This is a genomic window from Saccharomonospora azurea NA-128 (assembly GCF_000231055.2).
GTDB lineage: Bacteria > Actinomycetota > Actinomycetes > Mycobacteriales > Pseudonocardiaceae > Saccharomonospora > Saccharomonospora azurea.
Map to the genome: position 1 here is coordinate 1,489,332 of NZ_CM001466.1, position 20,880 is coordinate 1,510,211.

Annotated in this window: 16 protein-coding genes; 3 read left to right on the top strand and 13 right to left on the bottom strand. The window is 68.4% G+C overall.

Features of this window, described 5'->3' with window-relative positions:
- Positions 1–177 precede the first annotated feature (177 nt).
- From SACAZDRAFT_RS06745 to SACAZDRAFT_RS06755, 3 genes are all read right to left on the bottom strand, one after another.
- Positions 178–1,134: a glycoside hydrolase family 18 protein gene (locus tag SACAZDRAFT_RS06745; RefSeq protein WP_005447813.1), complete on the bottom strand. Its 957-nt coding sequence runs from the start codon at positions 1,132–1,134 to the stop codon at positions 178–180.
- A 407-nt stretch (positions 1,135–1,541) separates the two neighbouring features.
- Entirely contained in the window at positions 1,542–2,012 is a 471-nt protein-coding gene (locus tag SACAZDRAFT_RS06750) for a DUF4383 domain-containing protein (RefSeq protein WP_005439961.1), read from the bottom strand.
- A gap of 144 nt (positions 2,013–2,156) precedes the next feature.
- Positions 2,157–3,284: a glutathione-independent formaldehyde dehydrogenase gene (locus tag SACAZDRAFT_RS06755; RefSeq protein ID WP_005439963.1), complete on the bottom strand. Its 1,128-nt coding sequence runs from the start codon at positions 3,282–3,284 to the stop codon at positions 2,157–2,159.
- A 210-nt stretch (positions 3,285–3,494) separates the two neighbouring features.
- Between SACAZDRAFT_RS06755 and SACAZDRAFT_RS06760 the strand changes: the two genes are divergently transcribed.
- The gene (locus SACAZDRAFT_RS06760) at positions 3,495–4,610 is read left to right on the top strand and encodes a WD40/YVTN/BNR-like repeat-containing protein (RefSeq protein WP_005439964.1); all 1,116 of its coding nucleotides are present in this window, start codon (positions 3,495–3,497) and stop codon (positions 4,608–4,610) included.
- The gene (locus SACAZDRAFT_RS06765) at positions 4,607–4,903 is read left to right on the top strand and encodes a MoaD/ThiS family protein (RefSeq protein ID WP_005439966.1); all 297 of its coding nucleotides are present in this window, start codon (positions 4,607–4,609) and stop codon (positions 4,901–4,903) included. The genes SACAZDRAFT_RS06760 and SACAZDRAFT_RS06765 overlap by 4 nt, the downstream gene beginning before the upstream one ends.
- A 13-nt stretch (positions 4,904–4,916) precedes the next feature.
- On the opposite strand, the gene SACAZDRAFT_RS06770 is transcribed toward SACAZDRAFT_RS06765, so the two are convergent.
- From SACAZDRAFT_RS06770 to SACAZDRAFT_RS06815, 10 genes are all read right to left on the bottom strand, one after another.
- Positions 4,917–6,191 (bottom strand): cytochrome P450, encoded by a 1,275-nt coding sequence (locus tag SACAZDRAFT_RS06770; protein ID WP_050954274.1) that lies wholly within the window; start codon positions 6,189–6,191, stop codon positions 4,917–4,919.
- A 144-nt stretch (positions 6,192–6,335) separates the two neighbouring features.
- Complete coding sequence (gene thiI / locus SACAZDRAFT_RS06775; protein ID WP_005439969.1) at positions 6,336–7,517, bottom strand: tRNA uracil 4-sulfurtransferase ThiI; 1,182 nt, start codon at positions 7,515–7,517, stop codon at positions 6,336–6,338.
- Positions 7,518–7,547: 30 nt separating this feature from the next.
- Entirely contained in the window at positions 7,548–8,600 is a 1,053-nt protein-coding gene (locus tag SACAZDRAFT_RS06780) for a coiled-coil domain-containing protein (protein WP_005439971.1), read from the bottom strand.
- Positions 8,601–8,691: 91 nt separating this feature from the next.
- Entirely contained in the window at positions 8,692–9,186 is a 495-nt protein-coding gene (locus SACAZDRAFT_RS06785; protein WP_005439973.1) for an anthrone oxygenase family protein, read from the bottom strand.
- An 89-nt stretch (positions 9,187–9,275) separates the two neighbouring features.
- Positions 9,276–10,184, bottom strand: a complete 909-nt coding sequence (locus SACAZDRAFT_RS06790; RefSeq protein ID WP_005439974.1) for a methylenetetrahydrofolate reductase — start codon at positions 10,182–10,184, stop codon at positions 9,276–9,278.
- Positions 10,185–10,260: 76 nt separating this feature from the next.
- Positions 10,261–11,718: an adenosylhomocysteinase gene (gene ahcY / locus SACAZDRAFT_RS06795; RefSeq protein WP_005439977.1), complete on the bottom strand. Its 1,458-nt coding sequence runs from the start codon at positions 11,716–11,718 to the stop codon at positions 10,261–10,263.
- A 35-nt stretch (positions 11,719–11,753) separates the two neighbouring features.
- Positions 11,754–15,302, bottom strand: a complete 3,549-nt coding sequence (metH, locus tag SACAZDRAFT_RS06800; RefSeq protein ID WP_005439979.1) for a methionine synthase — start codon at positions 15,300–15,302, stop codon at positions 11,754–11,756.
- 2 nt (positions 15,303–15,304) lie between these two features.
- On the bottom strand, positions 15,305–16,282 hold the full coding sequence (locus tag SACAZDRAFT_RS06805; RefSeq protein WP_005439981.1) for a carbohydrate kinase family protein: 978 nt from the start codon (positions 16,280–16,282) through the stop codon (positions 15,305–15,307).
- A 139-nt stretch (positions 16,283–16,421) separates the two neighbouring features.
- Positions 16,422–17,621, bottom strand: coding sequence for a methionine adenosyltransferase (metK, locus tag SACAZDRAFT_RS06810; RefSeq protein WP_005439983.1), 1,200 nt, complete (start codon positions 17,619–17,621; stop codon positions 16,422–16,424).
- A gap of 1,184 nt (positions 17,622–18,805) precedes the next feature.
- On the bottom strand, positions 18,806–19,750 hold the full coding sequence (locus tag SACAZDRAFT_RS06815) for a hypothetical protein (protein ID WP_005439985.1): 945 nt from the start codon (positions 19,748–19,750) through the stop codon (positions 18,806–18,808).
- A gap of 226 nt (positions 19,751–19,976) precedes the next feature.
- Here SACAZDRAFT_RS06815 and SACAZDRAFT_RS06820 point away from each other — a divergent pair, with 226 nt between their 5' ends.
- Positions 19,977–20,864 carry a helix-turn-helix domain-containing protein gene (locus tag SACAZDRAFT_RS06820; protein WP_005447831.1) on the top strand — a complete coding sequence of 296 codons (888 nt, stop codon included), beginning with the start codon at positions 19,977–19,979 and terminating at the stop codon, positions 20,862–20,864.
- The last annotated feature ends 16 nt before the right edge of the window (positions 20,865–20,880 follow it).

Genomic DNA, 20,880 nt, shown 5'->3' on the forward strand with positions numbered 1-20,880 from the left:
TCGGCGCGGTCGAGGGTCCTTCCGTGAAGAGCAAACCGCACGCGGCCAGCGCCATCACTCCCCCGCCCGCGGTCACCCCTGCCGTAAGGCGTAACCACATCCGACGACGTCCACGCGGGTCGAGGAAGATGGGGTCGTCGGAAGCGGTCAGGCGATGGTCTACCCCGAAGGACTCGGTCACGATTCGTTTCCTCCTGCTTGGTGGTGGTCCGATCGCGGGCCCTGCATCAGCGACCGGGTGAATGCGTGTGGGTGTTGTCCGAGACCGCTACATCGACTGGAAACGGTGGCCTGCCCGGGGCAGGCACCGTTGTCGCGGTTGAGCGACCAGAAGCCGAGGAAGGCCAGCGACCGCGCCGTGGCCAGCTCACGCAGTGCTCGCGCGTCCGCGAGAGTGGTGACGGCGCCGGTGTCGTTGCGTCCGGCCATGTACGTGAGGCCGAGCCGGGCGTAGGCGTCGGCGCGGTCGTCGTACTCCCAGAGCCGTTGGATCTGGTCGGTGACTCGTTCGGCGGCGTCGGCGATCGTGGCAGACCACTCGCCGCGCTGCGGGAAGTTCATCACCATCGCGTTGACCGTGACGTCGAGCTCCCGCTCCCTCAACGCTCGGAGCAGGTGCACACTCGCCGGTGTCAGTCCGGACTCCGCGTCCCGGACCGGCACCGTGACGACGAGTGCGACGGCGTGCCGGTCCCGCACGATCCGGAGCGCGTCGGCCACCAGGTCGGCCGACACGTGCTGCTCGACGTCGACGTCGAGGGAGTCCGCCCGCAGTGCCGTCACGGCGGAGCCGTAGGCGGCGGCGAGCTGCTCAGGCGTGTCGCAGGTGGCTTCGAGGTACTGCCCACCGGCTCCGCCTGAGGCGACCGTCACCGCGCCGCCCCTGTCGCGCAGTCTGTTCACCTCTGCGGTGAGCGCGGGATCGGTGACCGGCCGCGAGCCGTTCCACGACGGCGCACACCGGCCGTCGTCGGCGAGCAGGAACGACAGGACGAAGCGGTCGATCCCCGTGGAATCCGCGACCGCCGTCAGATCCGGGATGCGGGCCCCGGCGTAGACGTACGGGGCGACGACGACCTTCCGTTCCGTCGTGGTGGGCGCGCACGCTGCGAGCAGCAGAACCGAGAACAACACGCTCGCGGCCAGAATCGGTGTGCGTGGTGCGGTACCGGCAGGAGAGCTGACAGGGGAGGTGGGGCCGACCGACGTTCGGCGAACCACGGAGTACACGCCTTCCTCCCCGATGGCCGACGTGCTCGCTCACCACGCCGGCCCGCTTCGCGACCACCCGCGGGCATGTCGACAGAACAGTCCTCATTGGACAGCAGGTCGATGCACGAGCGCGAATGCGCGCCACATCGAAAACCGCGGGACACCGTCAATTACGGCTACTGGAGAGAAAAAGTGAACGCCCTGTCCGAGCGAAACGTCCGATTGCTACGTCCACAAAGGACATCAAGGGGATGGTTGCGGTCAGGCGAAACCACCCTGCCCGCCGACAGGGTGGCTTCCGTCGCACCTGACGTGGCGCGTTGCGTGGGTCAACGCGCGGACTCGCTCCGGCTACCTCCCAACAGTGCACCAAGGGCGATCATGCCGATCCCCAGGCCGAGGTGAAGCCAGTCGTCCGCACGGTTCAGCGGCACGAAGTTCGCCGCGGATTCACTACCGACCACCAGCCCGTAGATCCACAGCGCGAGGTAGATCACTCCACCACCGATGAGGTATCCCCGGGCGGCACCCGCCGTCCGCATGGCCGCGAGCCCGACGACACCGAACAGCAGGTGCACGATGTTGTGCAGGATCGACACCTGGAAGACACCGAACAGCATCGCCTGTGACTCGTGACCGGCGAACTGCATGGTCCCGTAGTCGGTCGTCACCCCCGGGATGAATCCCAGGATCCCGACCACCAGGAACACTGCGCCGACCACACCCGCGGCCGTCTGCAGCGCCGGCCGTGAGCGAGTGCCCGCAACGGCACGCCACGGGTGAGCGGATGAGTAACTCATCGTCCCTCCCTCCTCGGGTACTGGGGAGTTCCCTCTCGCGTGGGTTTCACACCTGAATGGCCGCACCATTCGGGCGCGGACCATGACCGAAACCACCCGCACGGGTGGCCGTACCCGGCGAAGCCGTCACTCACACGGTCCAACTCATGGCTTGAGCAGCACCTTCGTGTAACCCTCCTCGCGTCGGTCGAAGCGGACGTAGGCGTCCGGGGCGTCCTCCAGCGGGCGACGCTGCGACACCACGAAACTCGGCTCGGCCCGCCCCGCGATGATCAGGTCCCGCAGATGCCGGTTGTAGGCCTTGACGTTCGCCTGCCCGGTTCCCATCCGCAGGCCCTTCTCGAAGAAGCGACCGATGCTGATGACCAACTTGCCGTTGCGCGCGTCCTCCGACGGACCACCCGGGTCCTTCGGCACGTAGAGGCCCACCACACCCAACGATCCGGTCGGGCGCACGGTCTCGATCAGATCGTTCAGCACCGTGGCGGGCTGCTCCTCGCCCTCGGGCACCGTGGCCTGGTAGCCGACGGCGTCGATCCCGCGATCCACCCCGCCGTCGGTCTGATCGACGATCTGCTCCGGCGCGCTGCCCTTCGTGAAGTCGATCGGAATCGCACCGATCTCCTCGGCCACCCTCAGCCGGTTCGGCACCCGGTCGACGACGAACACCTTCGACGCCCCGCGGAGGACCGCGGAGTACGCCGCCATGAGCCCGACCGGCCCGGCCCCGTACACGGCGACGGTGTCACCGGGCGAGACCCCGGCGAGCTGGGTCGAGTGGTACCCGGTGGGGAAGATGTCGGCGAGCATCGCGAAGTCGTCCTCGTGCTCGTCGCCCTTCGGCAGCTGCAGGCAGTTGAAGTCGGCGAACGGGACGCGGAGGTACTCGGCCTGACCGCCCATGTAGGGCCCCATCCCCACGTAGCCGTACGCGCCGCCCGCGAAGCCGGGGTTCACCGTGATGCAGAATCCCGTCTTGCCGTCGAGACAGTTGCGGCAGAACCCGCACGCGATGTTGAAGGGCATGACGACGCGGTCGCCCTTCTTCACGGACACGACGCCCGACCCGACCTCCTCGACCACGCCCATGTTCTCGTGCCCGAACACGATGCCGGGCTCGGCCATCGTGCGGCCCTCGTACATGTGGAGGTCGGAACCGCAGATCGCCGTCGAGGTGATCCGCACGATGACGTCGGTCGGCTGCTCGATCCTGGGGTCTTGCACCTCCTCGACCTGGACTTCGTTCGGCCCCTTGTACACCACGGCTTTCATGTCGCCCTCCCTGTCGTGTGCCTTCGATTTCCGGCTACCCCGGCGGGGAGGGCCCAAGCAGGCGCCGACGGGCGGAAATGTCGGAGCGCTCTGGTAGACCTGCCCGGCCAACCGAACACCTGATCGATTTCTTTTCCGAAGCGATCACTTGTTGTTCGAAAGTGATGCCCGTTACAGTGGCACGCACCGACAGCTCGAAAGGAAGAGCAGATGAGCCGAGTCCGGGTCCTCGTAGGAACGCGCAAGGGTGCGTTCGTCCTCACCGCCGACGGACGACGTGACCGGTGGCAGGTGGACGGCCCCTTCTTCGCGGGGTGGGAGACCTACCACGTGGCCGGGTCCCCAGCCGATCCCGACCGGCTCTACGCGTCGGCCTCGCTCGGCTGGTTCGGCCAGCAGGTGCACCGCTCGGAGGACGGCGGCCGGACGTGGGAGCCCGTGGGCAACGAGTTCTCCTACGTCGGTGAGCCGGGGACCCACCAGTGGTACGACGGCAGCCAGCGACCGTGGGAGTTCACCCGGGTGTGGCACTTCGAGCCGTCGCCGACCGACCCCGACCGCGTCTACGCGGGTGTGGAGGACGCCGCTCTGTTCCGCAGCGACGACGGCGGACGCCACTGGCAGGAGTTGCCGGCGCTGCGCACGCACGAGTCGGGCCCGTCCTGGCAGCCCGGCGCGGGCGGCATGTGCCTGCACACCATCCTCGTCGATCCCCGCGACGAACAACGGCTGCGCGTGGCGATCTCGGCCGCGGGTGTGTTCGCCAGCGACGACGGCGGCGAGACCTGGACACCGGCCAACAAGGGCCTGGTCAGCGACGGCATCCCGGACCCCGACTCCGAGGTCGGCCACTGCGTGCACAACCTGGCCCGCCATCCCGAGCGCCCCGACACGCTGTTCATGCAGAAGCACTGGCACGTGATGCGCTCCGACGACAACGGCGCGAGCTGGTACAAGATCTCCGGCGACCTGCCCACCGACTTCGGGTTCCCGATCGACGTCCACGCACACGAACCCGACACCGTGTACGTCGTCCCGATCACCAGCGACTCCCTGCACGTCCCGCTCGACGGCCGGTTACGCGTGTACCGCACCCGCAGCGGTGGCAACGAGTGGGAACCGCTGACCAACGGCCTGCCCCAGGAACACTGCTACGTCAACGTGCTCCGCGACGCCATGGCGGTCGACTCGCTCGACGCGTGCGGCGTGTATTTCGGCACCACCGGGGGACAGGTGTACGTCTCCCCCGACGCGGGCGACCACTGGACGCCGATCGTGCGCGACCTTCCGCCCGTGCTCTCCGTGGAGGTGCAGACGCTGCCATGATCCGGGTGACACTTCCGCCGCATCTGCGGACTCTGGCCCACGTACACGGCGAGGTGCGGCTCGACGTGCCCGGCGCGGTCACCTTGGGCGCCGTACTCGACTCCCTGGAGGCGACCTATCCGGTGCTGCGCGGCACCATCCGCGAACACGGCACCAAGAAACGACGGGCGTTCGTGCGGTTCTTCGCGTGCGAGCAGGACCTGTCCCACGTCCCGCCCGACACCCCGCTACCCACCGCGGTGGCCAGCGGGGCCGAGCCACTCCTCGTCATCGGAGCGATGGCGGGCGGCTGAGCCGACGTCCCGATCAGTCGACCAGGACGGGCAGCTTCTCCACGCCGTAGACGATGGACGTCTTGCGGAAGTCCAGCTCCGCCGCGGGCACCGCCAACCGCATCGACGGGAAACGCCGCACCAGCGCCGGGTAGGCCGCGCGCAGCTCCATCCGGGCCAGTTCCGCGCCCACGCAGCGGTGCACGCCGTACCCGAACGCGAGGTGGGAGGTCGGCGGGCGAGTGCCGTCGAAGACCTCGAGGCGCTCGCCCAGCGCCTCGTCGCGGTTGGCGCCACTCAACGACACCACGACCATGTCGCCCTGCGCGATCGTCCTGCCACCGATCTCGATGTCCTCGCGCGCGAACCGGGGGAACGCGACCTGCACCACGGTGAGGTAACGCAGCAGCTCCTCGACGAAGCCGTGCACCACCTCGTCGTCGTCGCGGACGCGCTTGAAGATGTCCTGATCCTGCAGCAGCACCAGCGCACCCAGCGACAGCATGCTCGCGGTGGTCTCGAAGCCGCCCGTCAGCACGCCGTCGGCCAGACCGGCGAGCTCCCGGTCGTCCACGTTGTCGCCGTGATCCTTGATGATCATCCCCAGGAGCCCGTCGCCAGGGTTCTCGCGCTCCTTTCGCACGACCCCCAGCAGGTACTCCAACGACTCGGAGATCGCGCCCAGTGAGGCCCCCGCCCCACCGAAGAGGTCGAACCGCTGCACGGCGAGGTGCTGGAACTCGTCCCGGTCCTCGTACGGCACGCCCAGGAGCTCGCAGATCACCAGCGACGGGATCGGCAGAGCGAACTCCTCCACGAGATCGACCGGACCGTCGACCTTCGCCATGGCGTCGAGACGCTCGTTCACGATCCGCTCGATGCCGGGCTTCAGCCGGGCCAGGCGGCGCATGGTGAACTCGGGAGTCAACAGCCGACGCAACCGGGTGTGCACCGGCGGGTCCGCGAACCCGAGGCCACCGGGATTGTCGTCAACCTTCGCGCTGGTCTTCCCCACCAGATTGGTGAAGTCGTTGCTGAAGGTCTTGGCGTCACCGAGGACGGCCTTCGCCTCCTCGTGCCCCGTGACCAGCCACAGGTTGAGACCGAACGGAACGGGCAGCTTGCTGACCGGTTCCTCGGAGCGCCTCTGGCCCAACTCGGGCACCGGGTCCAGACCGTTGCGGCGCAGCGGCATCAGCACGCCGTCGGGCAACAGGCTCAGTTTCGAGAGGTCGAGCCCCTTCTTCTGTACACGCGCGACGTAGCGACGCGTGAACCACGACACGACTCGCGACCGGAGATTCCCCACGGCTGCACACAGTATCAACCGACCGGCGGTTGACGGCATCGTATAGCCGAATTCCCTTCGCCTTCTACGACGCCGTCGCACCAGGTCAGCCGCTTTCCGTCCACAACCGCCGGCGCGACATCGTCCCGCGCTGCGCCCGATGGTCTACGCCGCGCCGGGCGCGTGCACCTGGATGTCGGCGAGCAGCTTGGGCACGAGCTCGTCCAGCTCCATCCTGCGCTCGACGTTCACGAGCTGCGACGGCGTGGTCCTCGTCGCCACGCGCGGCGGTGCCAGCAGGCTGCAGCAGTCCTCGTCGGGCAGCTTGGAGATCTCGGCCGTGCCGATCCGCCGCGCCTCGGCGATGATCTCCTCCTTGTCGAACGCCACGAGGGGACGCAGCAGCGGCAGCTCCGCCGCCTCCTCGACGGTCGCCATGTTCGCCAGCGTCTGGCTCGCCACCTGGCCCAGGCTGTCGCCCATGACCAGTGCCTGCGCGCCGAGTTCCTTCGCGAGCGCCGAGGCGGTCCGCACCATCAGCCTGCGCTGCGCCACGATCTGCAGGTTGCCCGCTCCCGCGGTGGCGAGCGCGCGCTGCGCGTTGCCGATCGGGATCACGTGCAGCCGGGAGTCGCCCTGGAACCGGTCGAGCTGACGTACCAGCGCGTACGCCTTGTACGTCGACGACGGCCCCGTGAGCGGGGCGCCCGTGAAGTGCACGAAGTCGCACCGCAGCCCGCGCCGCATGGCGCGGTACGCCGCCACCGGCGAGTCGAATCCGCCGGAGAGCATGACGAGCGCCCGCCCACTGGCGCCGACGGGCAGGCCGCCCTGCCCGCGCTGCTTGTCGAGGGCGACGAACACCTCACGTTGGTCGACCTCGACGGTGATCTCGACCTCGGGATGGCTCAGGTCGACCGGCCAGCCCCACTCCTTGACGACCTGACTGCCCAGATGCGCGGCCAACTGCTCCGACTTCATCGGGAACGTCTTGTCGCGGCGGTGGGCCCGGACCGCGAACCGGCGGGGTCCCGCCGACTCGGGGCTGCCGAACCGCTCGGTGAGCGCCTGCAACACCGTCTCCACGGTGTCGTCCACGGTGCGCGCCGTGCGCAGCGCGGGTTGCACGACGCTCACGCCGATCACCTTCTGCGCGCAGTCGAGCAGCTCCTCCACCGGCGCGCCGGACAACACGACGACACCCGGCCGCTGGGAGATCCGGATGGGAGCCGACGCTCCCGCCACCGCATGCCGGAGGGATTCACGGAGGTGTTCCTCGAACCTGCCGCGATTCCGCCCCTTGAGCATGAGTTCGCCGTACTTCAACAGCACGCACGGCCGAGCCATCCGTACACCTCCCTGTCCGCGCTCAGAAAATCACCGTGACGATACCGGCTGCTCTCTCACACTCGTGACGGTCGGTCCCGATACGCGCCGGACGGGCAGCTCGGCTCGCGCAGAGCGCGAGTGCGGGGCGCCCGGACGCGACCCGGGAGACGGCACCGACACGACCTGCGTCGGCTGGTCCGCCGACTCGCGCGACTCCGCCGAATCCGCAGCCTCGGCCGACTCCGCCGGCTGGGACTCGGCCGCGGACCGGGCGGACGGCACGATCCCGACCGGTGGGGCCGTCCGATCGACCGCGATCTCGTCGGGCAGCGGTTCGATGAGCGGCAGGGCACCGGCCAGCGCCTCCCGCGCCGTCCGCAGCTCCGCGGCCGCCTTCCGCCGGGCCTCTTCCAGCGCCTGGACCCGCGCGGTGGCCTCCGCCACGATGCGCTCCGCCTTCGCGGTGGCCTCCGCCACGACACGCTCGGCCTCGGCGCGGGCGTCCGCGTCCCGTTGCGCGAGCGCACGGTTCATCTCGTCTCGACGCGCGGCGAGGTTCTTCGCGAAGTCCCGTTCGAGCTCCTGCCTGCGGCGCAGGGCACGCTCGTCGGCCTCCCGGCGTTCCCGCTCGGCCTTCTCGGCCTGCGCCGCCGCGTCGGCCTTGAGCTGCCGCACGAGTTCGCGGTGCTCCTCCTCCAACTCGGTGCGACGCGATTCCAGTTCGGCTTGCCGCTTGTCGAGTTCCTCGCGCCTGCGTTCCGCTTCGGCGTTCGCCGTGGCGACGATGTCCTTCGCCTCGCGCTGCGCGAGATCGACCATGTGCCACAGGCGCTCGGAAAGTCCGTCCGTCTCCACCGGCGTCCGGCACACTCGGTCGAGCCGCTGCCGCAGTTTCTCGTTCTCCGTACGCAACGCGGCGAGTTCTCTCGACTGCGAGCGAACGTATTCCGCGGCGGCATCCCGGTCGGCGGCGGTCGCCTGAAGTGCCTCCAGCAGACCGCTCACGTGTTTTCTGACTTCGTTCCGGTCATATCCACGCCACGTCACGCGGAATTCACCTGGCTGTTGCGGCCGACCGTGAAGGCCCTGTCCACTCGTCATACCCACCTCGCCCGGCATCAGTGAATGGCCCAACCCTAGACGCGTTGCTACTCCAAGAGTAGTAAGGGTTTCGAGCGAGGTGCCCGCGGGCTCAACCGCCGACGAGAATCACAGTGAACACAATGGACGCTGCCGCCGAGGCCGCCGCCCGGACGTGGTTCCAGCGCGTCCACTCCCTCACGTAACGCGCCCAGACTCGCACTGCTTCCGATCCATCCGGAGCATTGTCGAGTGCCCAATTCCTGGGCAGGTGGGCGATTCTGGTAATTCCCACCGTTCCGCCGACGTAGAGTGCGGCCCCGGCCACCGACAGCGCGAGCGAATCCCCGTTTCCGAGCAGCGAGAGCACCGCGGGTAGCGGCGCGAGCAACGCCGTACCGACGAACACCGACAGAAACGGCGGGCGCAGCGCGGCAGCGTTGATCGCGCGCATGGCGGCCACCCCGGCCTCGGCCTGCAGGGTCGACAGTCCGCGCATCACGAACGCCGAGAAGGCGAAGAGCACCCCCGCCACCACACCGCTACCCACAGCGGCGGCCACGGTCAGCATCAGGCGAGGGTCGGACAGCAACACCGAGTCGATCACGACCAGGATTCAACCAGCGAGCACGGCCGGACACCATGGTCGAGACGCCACCGCGCACCCGAGCGTCGCGCCGGTCCGCCGTGGACCCCTCATGCTCCGGTGACGGCGGCCTGTGTGCGCGGAGCCCGCAGTCCGAGCCGGTCCACCAGCTCCCGGGTCGCCTTCGAGCGGTTGAACGTGTAGAAGTGCAGCTCCGGTACACCCTCGGCGAGCAACTGCTCACACAGCTCCGTGATCACGTCGAGCCCCTCGGCCCGGAAGGCCTTCGGATCGTCGCTGAGCGGTTCGAGACGCTCGACCAACCATCGCGGGGGTGTCGCCCCCGACAACTCGATGGTCTTGCGCCAGGTCCGGGGCGTGGTGAGCGGCATGATGCCGGGCAGCATGAGCGCGTCGCTTCCCGCCGCGGCCACCCGATCACGCAGTCGCAGGAAGTCGTCGGCCTCGAAGAACAGCTGCGCGATGGCGAAGTCGGCACCCGCGTCGAGCTTGCGCACGAGGTAGTGGGTGTCGGTCTCCAGATCCGTCGAGCGCGGGTGGCCGTACGGGAACGCCGACACCCCCACGCAGAAGTCCCCCAGCTCGCGCACGAGCCGCACGAGCTCCTCGGCGTAGGTCAGGCCCCGCGGGTGGGCCACCCACTCCCCCATCGGATTGCCCGGAGGGTCCCCGCGCAGCGCGAGGATGTTGCGCACGCCCACCGCGGCGAAGTGGCCGATCACATGGCGCAGTTCCGCCACGGAGTGATCGACGGCCGTGAGGTGCGCCATCGGCACGAGCGTCGTGTCGGTGGCGACACGGGCGATGTTGCGGATGGTGCCCTCGCGACTGGTCCCGCCCGCGCCGTACGTGATCGACACGTACGCGGGGTCGAGCGGCTCCAACTCGCGGATCGACCGCCACAGGATCGCTTCGTCCGCCTCGTCGCGGGGTGGGAAGAACTCCACCGAGAACGTCGGACGCCGTCCGCTGGTCAGCCGGTCGACTACCGTCCGCACGATCATCTCCCTTCGGGGGCGACGGGACCGCCGGCGGTCCGGTCGGAAAACGCCGGCGGCCCCGAGGCGGGCACCGTCAGTAGCGATAGTGGTCGGGCTTGTACGGCCCTTCCACGTCGACGCCGATGTAGTCGGCCTGCTCCTTGGTGAGCTTGGTGAGCTTGACGCCGAGGGCGTCGAGGTGCAGGCGCGCGACCTTCTCGTCGAGCTTCTTGGGCAGGACGTAGACCTGCTTGTCGTACTCGCCGGGCTTCGTGAACAGTTCGATCTGGGCCATGACCTGGTTGGTGAAGCTGTTCGACATCACGAAGCTCGGATGTCCGGTCGCGTTGCCCAGGTTCAGCAGCCGGCCCTTGCTGAGCAGGATGATCGAGTGCCCGTCGGGGAAGGTGTACTCGTCGACCTGCGGCTTGATCTCGACGCTCTTGATGCCCGGGATCTTCTCCAGCCCCGCGACGTCGATCTCGTTGTCGAAGTGACCGATGTTGCCGACGATCGCCTGGTGCTTCATCCGAGCCATGTGCTCGGCGGTGATGATGTTGAAGTTCCCGGTGGTGGTGACGAAGATGTCGGCGATCTCGACGACGTCCTCAAGCAGCGCGACCTGGTAGCCGTCCATCGCCGCCTGCAGCGCGCAGATCGGGTCGATCTCCGTGACGATCACCCGGGCGCCCTGGCCGCGCAGCGACTCGGCGCTGCCCTTGCCCACGTCACCGTAGCCGCACACCACGGCCACCTTGCCGCCGATGAGCGTGTCGGTGGCCCGGTTGATGCCGTCGATGAGGGAGTGCCGACAGCCGTACTTGTTGTCGAACTTCGACTTGGTCACCGAGTCGTTGACGTTGATCGCGGGGAACAGCAGGTCGCCACCGCGAGCGAACTCGTACAGGCGGTGCACACCGGTGGTGGTCTCCTCGGTGACGCCCCGGATGTTCTTCGCGATGCGGCCGAACCGGCCGGAGTCCTCGGCGAGGCTGCGGCGCAGGGTCTCCAGGATGACCCGGTACTCCTCGCTGTCGTCCTCGGAAGCCTCGGGCACCGCACCGGCCGCCTCGAACTCGACGCCCTTGTGGACGAGCAGGGTGGCGTCACCGCCGTCGTCGAGGATCATGTTCGGGCCGTCCTCGCCGAAGCGGAACAGCTGGTCGGTGCACCACCAGTAGTCCTCGAGCGTCTCGCCCTTCCACGCGAACACGGGCACACCCTGCGGGTTGTCCGGCGTGCCGTTCTTGCCCACCACCACGGCGGCGGCGGCCTCGTCCTGGGTGGAGAAGATGTTGCAGGACACCCAGCGCACCTCGGCGCCGAGCTCCACGAGCGTCTCGATCAGCACCGCGGTCTGCACGGTCATGTGCAGCGAACCGGCGATCTTCGCGCCCTTCAGCGGCTGCTCGGCCGCGTACTCCTTGCGAGTCGCCATCAGGCCGGGCATCTCGTGCTCCGCCAGCCGGATCTGGTGCCTGCCCGCCTCGGCCAACGACAGATCGGCGACGGCGAACTCGAGGCCGTTCACCTTCTGCAACTTCGCGCTCATAGTGTCCTTTCTTCGTGTGGGAGTGCGCCCACGTGTCAGGTGTTGAAGTACTTGGCCTCGGGATGGTGGGCCACGATCGCATCCGTCGACTGCTCGGGATGCAGCTGGAACTCCTCGGACAACGCGACACCGATGCGCTCGGCGTCCAACAGCTCCACGATCTTCGCGCGGTCCTCGAGGTCGGGACAAGCACCGTAGCCGAACGAGAACCGTGCCCCGCGGTAGCCCAGCTTGAAGTACTCCTCGACGTCGTCGGGGTCCTCGGCCGCGACCGGCGTCCCCGAGGAGAACCGGAGCTCCTCGCGGATCCGGCGGTGCCAGTACTCCGCCAGCGCCTCGGTGAGCTGGACGCCGAGCCCGTGGATCTCCAGGTAGTCCCGGTAGGCGTTGCGAGCGAACAGCTCGTTCGCGTGGTCGGCGATGGGCTGGCCCATCGTGACGAGCTGAACGGGCAGCACGTCGACCTGGCCGGTCTCCTCCGCCTTCTGCCGCGACCGGAAGAAGTCCGCGAGGCACAGCCTGCGGTCACGCCGCTGCCGGGGGAAGCGGAACCGCAGCCGCTCCAGCGCGTCGGGCTCGTCCTTCTCCAGCACCACGAGGTCGTTGCCGTCGGAGTAGCAGGGGAAGTAGCCGTACACGAGTGCGGCGTGCGCGAGCACACCGCGGGTGGACAGGTCGTCGATCCAGGCCCGCAGCCGCGGCCTGCCCTCGCTCTCGACGAGTTCCTCGTACGACGGGCCCTCGCCCTTGCGCGCGCCCCGCAGTCCCCACTGCCCGAGGAAGGTCGCACGTTCGTCGAGCAGCGCCAGGTAGTCGGCCACGGCGATGCCCTTGACCACCCTCGACCCCCAGAACGGCGGCGTCGGCACGTCCACGTCGAGGTCGACGTCGGAGCGGGTGGTGTCGTCGAGGCTGGGCTCCGTGCCCTGCTCGGCCTTGCGCTTTTCGGCGATGCGCAGCGAGCGCTCGCGGCGGGCCTTGCGCTCGGCCCGCTTCGCCCGCTCGGCCTCGTCCTCCTCGGTGGCCTCACCGCGCTTGACGGCCATGACGCGATCCATGAGCCGCAGGCCCTCGAAGGCGTCCTTGGCGTAGTGGACGTCGCCCTGGTAGACCTCGTCCAGGTCGTTCTCGACGTACGTGCGGGTCAACGCCGCCCCGCCGAGCAGCACGGGGTACTTCGTGGCGACACCGCGGGCGTTCATCTCCTGCAGGTTGTCCTTCATGATCACCGTGGACTTCACCAGCAGGCCCGACATCCCGATGGCGTCGACGCGGTTCTCCTCCGCCGCCTCCAGTATCGCGTTGATCGGCTGCTTGATCCCGATGTTCACGACGTCGTAGCCGTTGTTCGACACGATGATGTCGACCAGGTTCTTGCCGATGTCGTGGACGTCGCCCTTGACCGTGGCCAGCAGCAGCTTGCCCTTGCCGTCGGTGTCGGTCTTCTCCATGTGCGGTTCGAGGTAGGCCACCGCTGTCTTCATGACCTCGGCGGACTGCAGCACGAACGGCAGCTGCATCTGACCCGAGCCGAACAGGTCGCCGACGGTCTTCATCCCGGCGAGCAGGTTCTCGTTGATGATGTCGATCGGCTTCTTCTGCTGCATCGCCGCCTCGAGGTCGGCTTCCAGCCCGGTGGACTCGCCCTCGACGATGCGCTTCTCCAACCGTTCGAGCAGCGGCAGTTTCGCCAGTTCCTCCGCGCGGGACTCGCGAGCCGAGGACGCCGTCTTGCCCTCGAACAGCTGCATGAGCCGCTGCAACGGGTCGTAGCCCTCGCGCCGCCGGTCGTAGACGAGGTCGAGCGCGACCTCCCGGGCCTCGTCGTCGATCTTGTTCATCGGCACGATCTTCGACGAGTTCAGGATCGCCGAGTCGAGCCCGGCCTGGCGGCATTCGTGCAGGAACACCGAGTTCAGCACCTGCCGCGCAGCCGGGTTGAGGCCGAACGACACGTTCGACAGCCCCAGGGTCGTGAGGACGCCCGGGTGGCGCTGCTTCAGTCGACGGATCGCCTCGATCGTCTCCAGCGCGTCCTTGCGGACCTCCTCCTGACCTGTCGTGATCGGGAAGACCAGGCAGTCGATGATGATCGACGACAGCGACAGGCCCCAGTTCGTGGTGAGGTCCTCGATCGCGCGCTCGGCCACCCGCACCTTCCAGTCGGCGGTCCGAGCCTGCCCCTCCTCGTCGATGCACGTGACGACCACGGCCGCCCCGTGCTCGACCGCGAGCTCCAGAACCCGCTGGTAGCGGCTGTCCGGGCCGGTGCCGTCCTCGTAGTTGACGGAGTTGATCGCGCAGCGTCCGCCGAGGTGTTCGAGACCGGTGCGCACGACGTCGGGCTCGGTCGAGTCGACCATGACCGGCAGCGTGGACGCCGTCGCCAGGCGGGAGGCCAGCTCGGCCATGTCGCGCGTCCCGTCACGCCCCACGTAGTCGACGCACAGGTCGAGCACGTGCGCGCCTTCCCGTGTCTGCGCCTTGGCGATCTCGACACAGTCGTCGTAGCGCTCCTCGAGCATCGCCTCGCGGAACTTCTTCGAGCCATTGGCGTTGGTGCGCTCGCCCACGTTGAGAATCGAGGCGTCCTGCTCGAACGGCACCGGCTGGTACACCGACGACAGGGCCGGCTGGATCCGCGGCTCGCGTTGCCGCGGCGGCAGGGACGACACCGCCTCGACGACCGCCCGCACATGCTCGGCCGTCGTCCCGCAGCACCCGCCCACCAGGCGGACCCCGAAGTCCCTGACGAACGTGGCCAGCGCCTCGGCCAGCTCGTCCGGGCGCAGCGGGTAGACCGCGCCCTTCGGACCGAGTTCCGGGAGTCCGGCGTTGGGCATCACCGAGATCGGCACACTCGCGTGGTCGGCCAGCACGCGCAGGTGCTCACTCATCTCGGCCGGACCGGTGGCGCAGTTCATGCCGATCAGGTCGATACCGAGCGGCTCCAGTGCCGTGAGCGCCGCGCCGATCTCCGAGCCGACGAGCATCGTGCCCGTCTGCTCGACCGTCACCTGCGCGATGAGCGGCACCCGTCGTCCGGCCTGGGCCATCGCACGCTTCGCGCCGACGATGGCCGCCTTGGTCTGCAGCAGGTCCTGCGACGTCTCGACGAGCACGGCGTCCACGCCGCCGTCCAGCATCCCCAACGCGTTCTCGACATAGGCGTCGCGCAACACGTGGTAAGGCGCGTGACCGAGCGTGGGCAGCTTCGTGCCCGGCCCCATCGACCCCAGCACGAACCGAGGCTTCTCGGGTGTCGCGTACTCGTCGGCGCACCGCCGAGCCAGCGTCGTCCCCTTCTCGGCCAGCTCACGAATACGGTCGAGGATCCCGTACTCGCCGAAGTTGCCGTAGTTCGTGCCGAACGTGTTGGTCTCGATCGCGTCGCACCCAGCTTCGAGGAACCCCCGGTGCACGGTCGACACGACGTCGGGACGCGTGTCGTTGAGGACCTCGTTGCAGCCTTCGAGGTTGTCGAAGTCATCGAGCGACAGGTCGAATTCCTGGAGGGCGGTACCCATCCCGCCGTCCGCGACGAGGATCCGCCGGTCCAGTTCGACGAGAAACCGACTGTCCATGATCACACCCGCAGCTTGGATTCGATCTCGGCCGCGGCGTCGTTGCCGTAGGTCGTCGCCACCCGCTTGGAGAAATCCGCCCGATCGAGGGTGTATTCCTGCGTACCGACCGACTCGAGGACGATGGCTGCAAGGGTACACCCGACCTGCGCGGATCGCTCCAGACCGAGCTGTGCGTGCAGGCCCCAGAGGAACCCGGCGCGGAAGGCGTCACCGACTCCCGTCGGGTCGACCTCGTCGTCGACCTTGACCGCGGGCACCGCCAGGGGCTCGGTGTCCTTCGACTCCACCCGGACGCCGTCGGGGCCGAAGGTCTTCACCCAGTAGCCGACCCGGTCCAGCACCTCGGCCTCGGACCAGCCCGTCGCCTTGAGCAGCAGCGAGGTCTCGTACTCGTTCGTGAACAGGTAGGCGGCCCCCTCCACGAGGATGCGGACGTCCGGGCCCTCCATGCGCGCCAACTGCTGGGACGGGTCCGCGGCGAACGGGATGCCGCGGGCACGGCACTCCTCGGTGTGGCGCACCATCGCCACCGGGTCGTTCGGCGCGACGATCACCAGGTCGAGTGCGCCCACGCGGTCGGCGACGGCCTGGATCTCGATGTCGCGGGCCTCCTCCATCGCCCCGGCGTAGAAGGTCGCGATCTGCGCTTGCGCGCGGTCGGTGGTGCACAGGAAGCGCGAGGTGTGCTTGGTCTCCGAGACGTGCACCGACCGGGTGTCGACACCGTGTCTCTCCAACCACGAGCGGTAGTCGGCGAAGTCCTTGCCGACGGCTCCCACCAGCACGGGATTCATGCCGAGGCTGCCGAGCCCGAAGGAGATGTTGGCGGCCACCCCGCCCCGACGGATGTCGAGCTGGTCGACCAGGAACGACAGCGACACCTTGTCGAGCTGGTCGGTCACGAACTGTTCGGAGAACGTACCGGGGAAAACCATGAGGTGGTCGGTGGCGATGGAACCGGTCACCGCGATGCGCATGCGAGCACACTCCAGAATTTCTTGACTTTCGAGGGGCGAAAGATCGATCGGCGGACACGTCACCGGATGGCCGCGACTCTCGCGGTTCGGCCACCCGGCACGTGCCGTCGGTGAGGAGACGTGAGACGTCCTCGTGCGCTCACGCCTTCGCGGCGTCCTTCAGCGCGGGCGCGCGGTCGGTGCGTTCCCACGGCAGGTCGACGTCGGTCCGGCCGAAGTGACCGTAGGCGGCCGTCGGCGCGTAGATCGGACGCAACAGGTCCAGATCCCGGATGATGGCCGCCGGACGCAGGTCGAACACTTCCGTGATCGCGGCCTGGATCTTGGCCGGATCCACCTTCTCGGTGCCGAACGTCTCGACGAACAACCCCACCGGCGCCGCCTTCCCGATCGCGTACGCCACCTGGATCTCGGCGCGGTCGGCCAACCCCGCGGCCACGATGTTCTTGGCGACCCAGCGCATCGCGTACGCCGCCGAGCGGTCCACCTTCGACGGGTCCTTGCCCGAGAACGCACCACCACCGTGGCGCGCCATACCGCCGTAGGTGTCCACGATGATCTTGCGCCCGGTCAGGCCCGCGTCACCCATCGGACCACCCACCACGAACCGTCCCGTCGGGTTGATCAGGGTGCGCGGCTCGGAGGCGTCCAACCCCAGGGACGCGACCTCGGGCTCGATGACGTGCTGCACCAGGTCGCGGGCCAGCATGCCGTCGAGGTCGATGCCCTCGGCGTGCTGGCTGGAGATGACCACGGTGTCCAGCCGCACCGGGCGGTCGCCCTCGTACTCGATGGTCACCTGCGTCTTGCCGTCGGGCCGCAGGTAGGGCACGGTGCCGTCCTTGCGCACCTCGGTGAGCCTGCGCGACAGGCGGTGGGCCAACGCGATGGGCAGCGGCATCAGCTCCGGGGTGTCCGAGCACGCGTAGCCGAACATCAGACCCTGGTCGCCCGCACCCTGGCGGTCGAGCTCGTCGAGGGCCTGGTCGAGGCGCGTCTCGTACGCCGTGTCCACACCCTGGGCGATGTCGGGCGACTGCGAACCGATGGCCACGTTGACCCCGCACGACGCACCGTCGAAGCCCTTGGCCGACGAGTCGTAGCCGATCTCCAGAATGCGGTCGCGCACGAGAGTCGGCACGTCCACGTACGCCTCGGTGGTCACCTCGCCGGCGACGTGCACCTGACCGGTGGTGATGAGCGATTCCACCGCGACCCGGCTCCGGGGGTCCGCGGCAAGCAGGGCGTCCAGGATGGTGTCGCTGATCGCGTCACACATCTTGTCCGGGTGGCCCTCCGTGACGGACTCACTGGTGAACAGCCTTCGATTAGCGGTCACTATGCATCCTCGTCTTTCATCGCTGACATATCGCCGTTCGTCTCCGGAGTTCCACGTCGGGCCGCGCGTGGACGTCTGCCTCAGGCGAGGTTACCGGCCCGGGCACCCCCGACCCAGTGCGTGAGAACGATCTTCGAGCCGCGTGAGCTAAGTCTCGTTCACGTCGCCTCCACTCCTCGACCGATCCCACACGACCGCACACCTGCGGTGACGCACTCTGCACGATCCGTTCTGCCTCGCGACCCTCGGAGGGAAACCGAACACACGGAGTGTGCTCACTTCGCGGCGATGGAAACCCAGGTTCCTATGCTGTCGTGCGACCGGTCGAGCATCGGTCGGACCATGGTCGGCCCACGGAACGAACATGTGTTCGCAGCGGAAGTCGCGGCGGTGGCACTGCCCGGACAACGGCGCGGCACTTCTCGCCACCCAGCCGCGAAGACGCCGATTCGGTGAACACCACACCGAAACGACACCTTCGCGAATCTTCATGAATTTCTCCCCATAAGGCCGATTCCACACGCATTGCACCGACCGCCAATCCCAACACAATCAGTTGATCTTCGCAATACCCCTCGGGGGTGCCGAAACCGGGACACCACAACCGAGAACGGGTTTCCCTACATGAAACGCGCGATCCTTCACGGCGCCTTCGAATCCGCTATGGTGGAGCACCATTCCGCCCCTCCGGCGAGAACACCGAATCCACTCCCTCGTTGCGCACACCGTTCGGAGCCGAGGCGCATTCCGAACCCGAGCGACGACCCTCCCCTCCAGGCAAACCCCCGTGCGCATGCCACCCCGACCTCACCCGGAACGCAATTCCGACCCGCGTGTGAACATTCCCGGAATAGGCCGAAGAAAGACGATCGACAATTCTGGCGATTGATTCTTCAGTACACGGCAACCGAGCAGGAGAACAACATCGAAGCGGTCGCCCGAACGCACAGCAGCAGACCGACAATTCACCTGTCGAACGGCGTAGAAAGAGTGAGAGATCGGGGCTTAGTGTCCCGGTGCTGCTGGGGGTTCAGCACCGGGACACCCTCGCCACCGATGCGCCCTGGGGAGGGATGCGGGCGCACGGTCGGTCGACCAATTGTGCTTGACAATCCGTCGACTTCGGGGTTGAGCATACGTGCGCCACCAGTGTTTGCATAGTTTTTCACCGCTGCGCATTCCGTTCACCGGAACAGCGACCGAGCATCGTCGGCGAAGGTCTTCCACACCTGAACAGCCGCCCTCGCCAGCACATCCGCCACCGCGGAACTTTCCCCCACATCGGCTTCCGCTGCGTCGTAGTCGTCCCACAGCGCGGCGGCGGCCTCCGGCCGAAGCGTCGCCGCCGGATGCACCCGCCGCCCCGACCCGTCGACATAGCCGTCGTCAGGCTGAAGATCGAGCACGCGTGCGGCGGGCCGACCGGCGTCGTCGACGACCGAGGCGGCGAGTTCCCTCGCCCGGGCGGGCGCCTCCCCCGGGCCGGCGAGGCACAACACGCGGTGGTGCACCCGCCACAGCCCCAACCGCAGATCGCCGACGCCAGACGACGAAGCACCGGCGAGCAGCGGCTCGCCCGTGCGGTCGCACAGCGAACCGCGGATGCGGGCACGCGCCGACGCGAGCGCCCGGACGTAGGCGGCGACGTGGACGCGCTCGAGTTCCCCGAATGGCGCCCGATCGTGATGACACACCAGCGCAGCGAGCGGATACGCGGCCCGATGCCCCTCGGGTCGAGTCGGATCGGGCTCGGGCACGCCGGTGCGCCGCAACACCGGAACATCCCCGATGCGGTGCACGGGCCTGCGCACGTACCGCGTCAGCCGGAACTCGGCCTCGATCCGGTTCCGAGCAGCGGCGCCGACTTCGAGGCGCACCACCCACAGCCGCACGTGACGGCCATGGCGTCGGCGCTCCCAGTGCTCCACGTCGGAGGCCTCCCGGCTCGCCCGCACAGCCGCCACCCCGGACTCGCCGTCCGCGCCGGCCATCCGGGCGCGCGCGTCGAGGACGGCGAGACTCAACGGCGTGTGGTCGCCGATGCTCCGGTGACCGACCGTGGTGGCCGGACAGGACTCGTCGTCGTCGGCGACGTCCGCCGAGCCACCCTCCACACCGCCGTCGCACACGTGCGCCTCCCCCGCTGCGTCCTCGTGCTTTTCGATGCGCAGAACCGGCGACGCGACCAGGTGGGGGTTCGCCCACGGCCGACGCCGCCGGGGGCTAACGTGACAAGCGTCCAACTGTCCGTAGCCATGTCGAATGTAGCGCGATACACACCTAGCGCGCTACACCGCGGCGTGGCCCGTACGGGTGAAGTGTGCCCGCTTCACCCGCAGCCGAAAGGTGAGGCCCTTGGTCGAAGTGAGCCACGTCGTCGCGGAGTGGGCGTTCACCCAAGGTCTGAAGAAGCTGCGCGAAGCCAGCGAGAACTCCAACCAGAGCGAGATCGCTCGCCGAATCGGCAAGAGCCGCGCGACCATCGGCCACTACGAGATGGGCCGCTACCTGCCGAGCCACGACAGCCTCGAGATCATGCTCGACGCCTACGGCCACGGTGACCGCGCCACCTATTACCGGGAGCTGCGCGACCGGGTCGAGATGCACTCGCCCGACTGGTGGGAGGACGAGTTCCCCGAACACTTCCCGCCTCAGTCCATGGCGCTGCTCGCGGGGTTCGAGTACTCGGCGACAGACCTGCGGACCTTCGAACCGCAGCACGTACCGGAGCTGCTGCAGACCCCCGCCTATGCCGAAGCCCTGCTGCGCGCCGAACTCGCCGACCACCGTGCCGATCAGCTGACGCTGCACCTGCGCATGCTGCGAGGCCGGCAGGCGATCCTCAACCGCGCCGACCCGCCCCGCATCGCGTGCGTTCTGGGCGAGGCGGCGTTGCGCAGCCCGGTCGGAGGCCCGCTGGTTCACGGCGAACAGATCGCGGCACTCGTGTCGTTCGCGAATCGGGAGAACGTCGACATCCGCGTGCTGCCGGACAGCAGCGGCAGGCCCGCCGGCGGGGCGAGCGGGTTCACGGAACTCCTGCTGCCGCCCGACATCATCCAGGACTTCTCCGACGTGGTGTACGTCGCCACACCGGTCGACCGCATTCACTACGAGAGCCCTGACGCTCTCGCCGTCTTCCGGGAACTGTGGGATCGGGTTTGGGCGGCCGCACTCCCCGCGGAAGACTCGGTCGAGCTGATGGCGGACCTCGCCCGCCGGCTCACCAAGGACGCCTCCTGACGCCACTCCGGAAGCC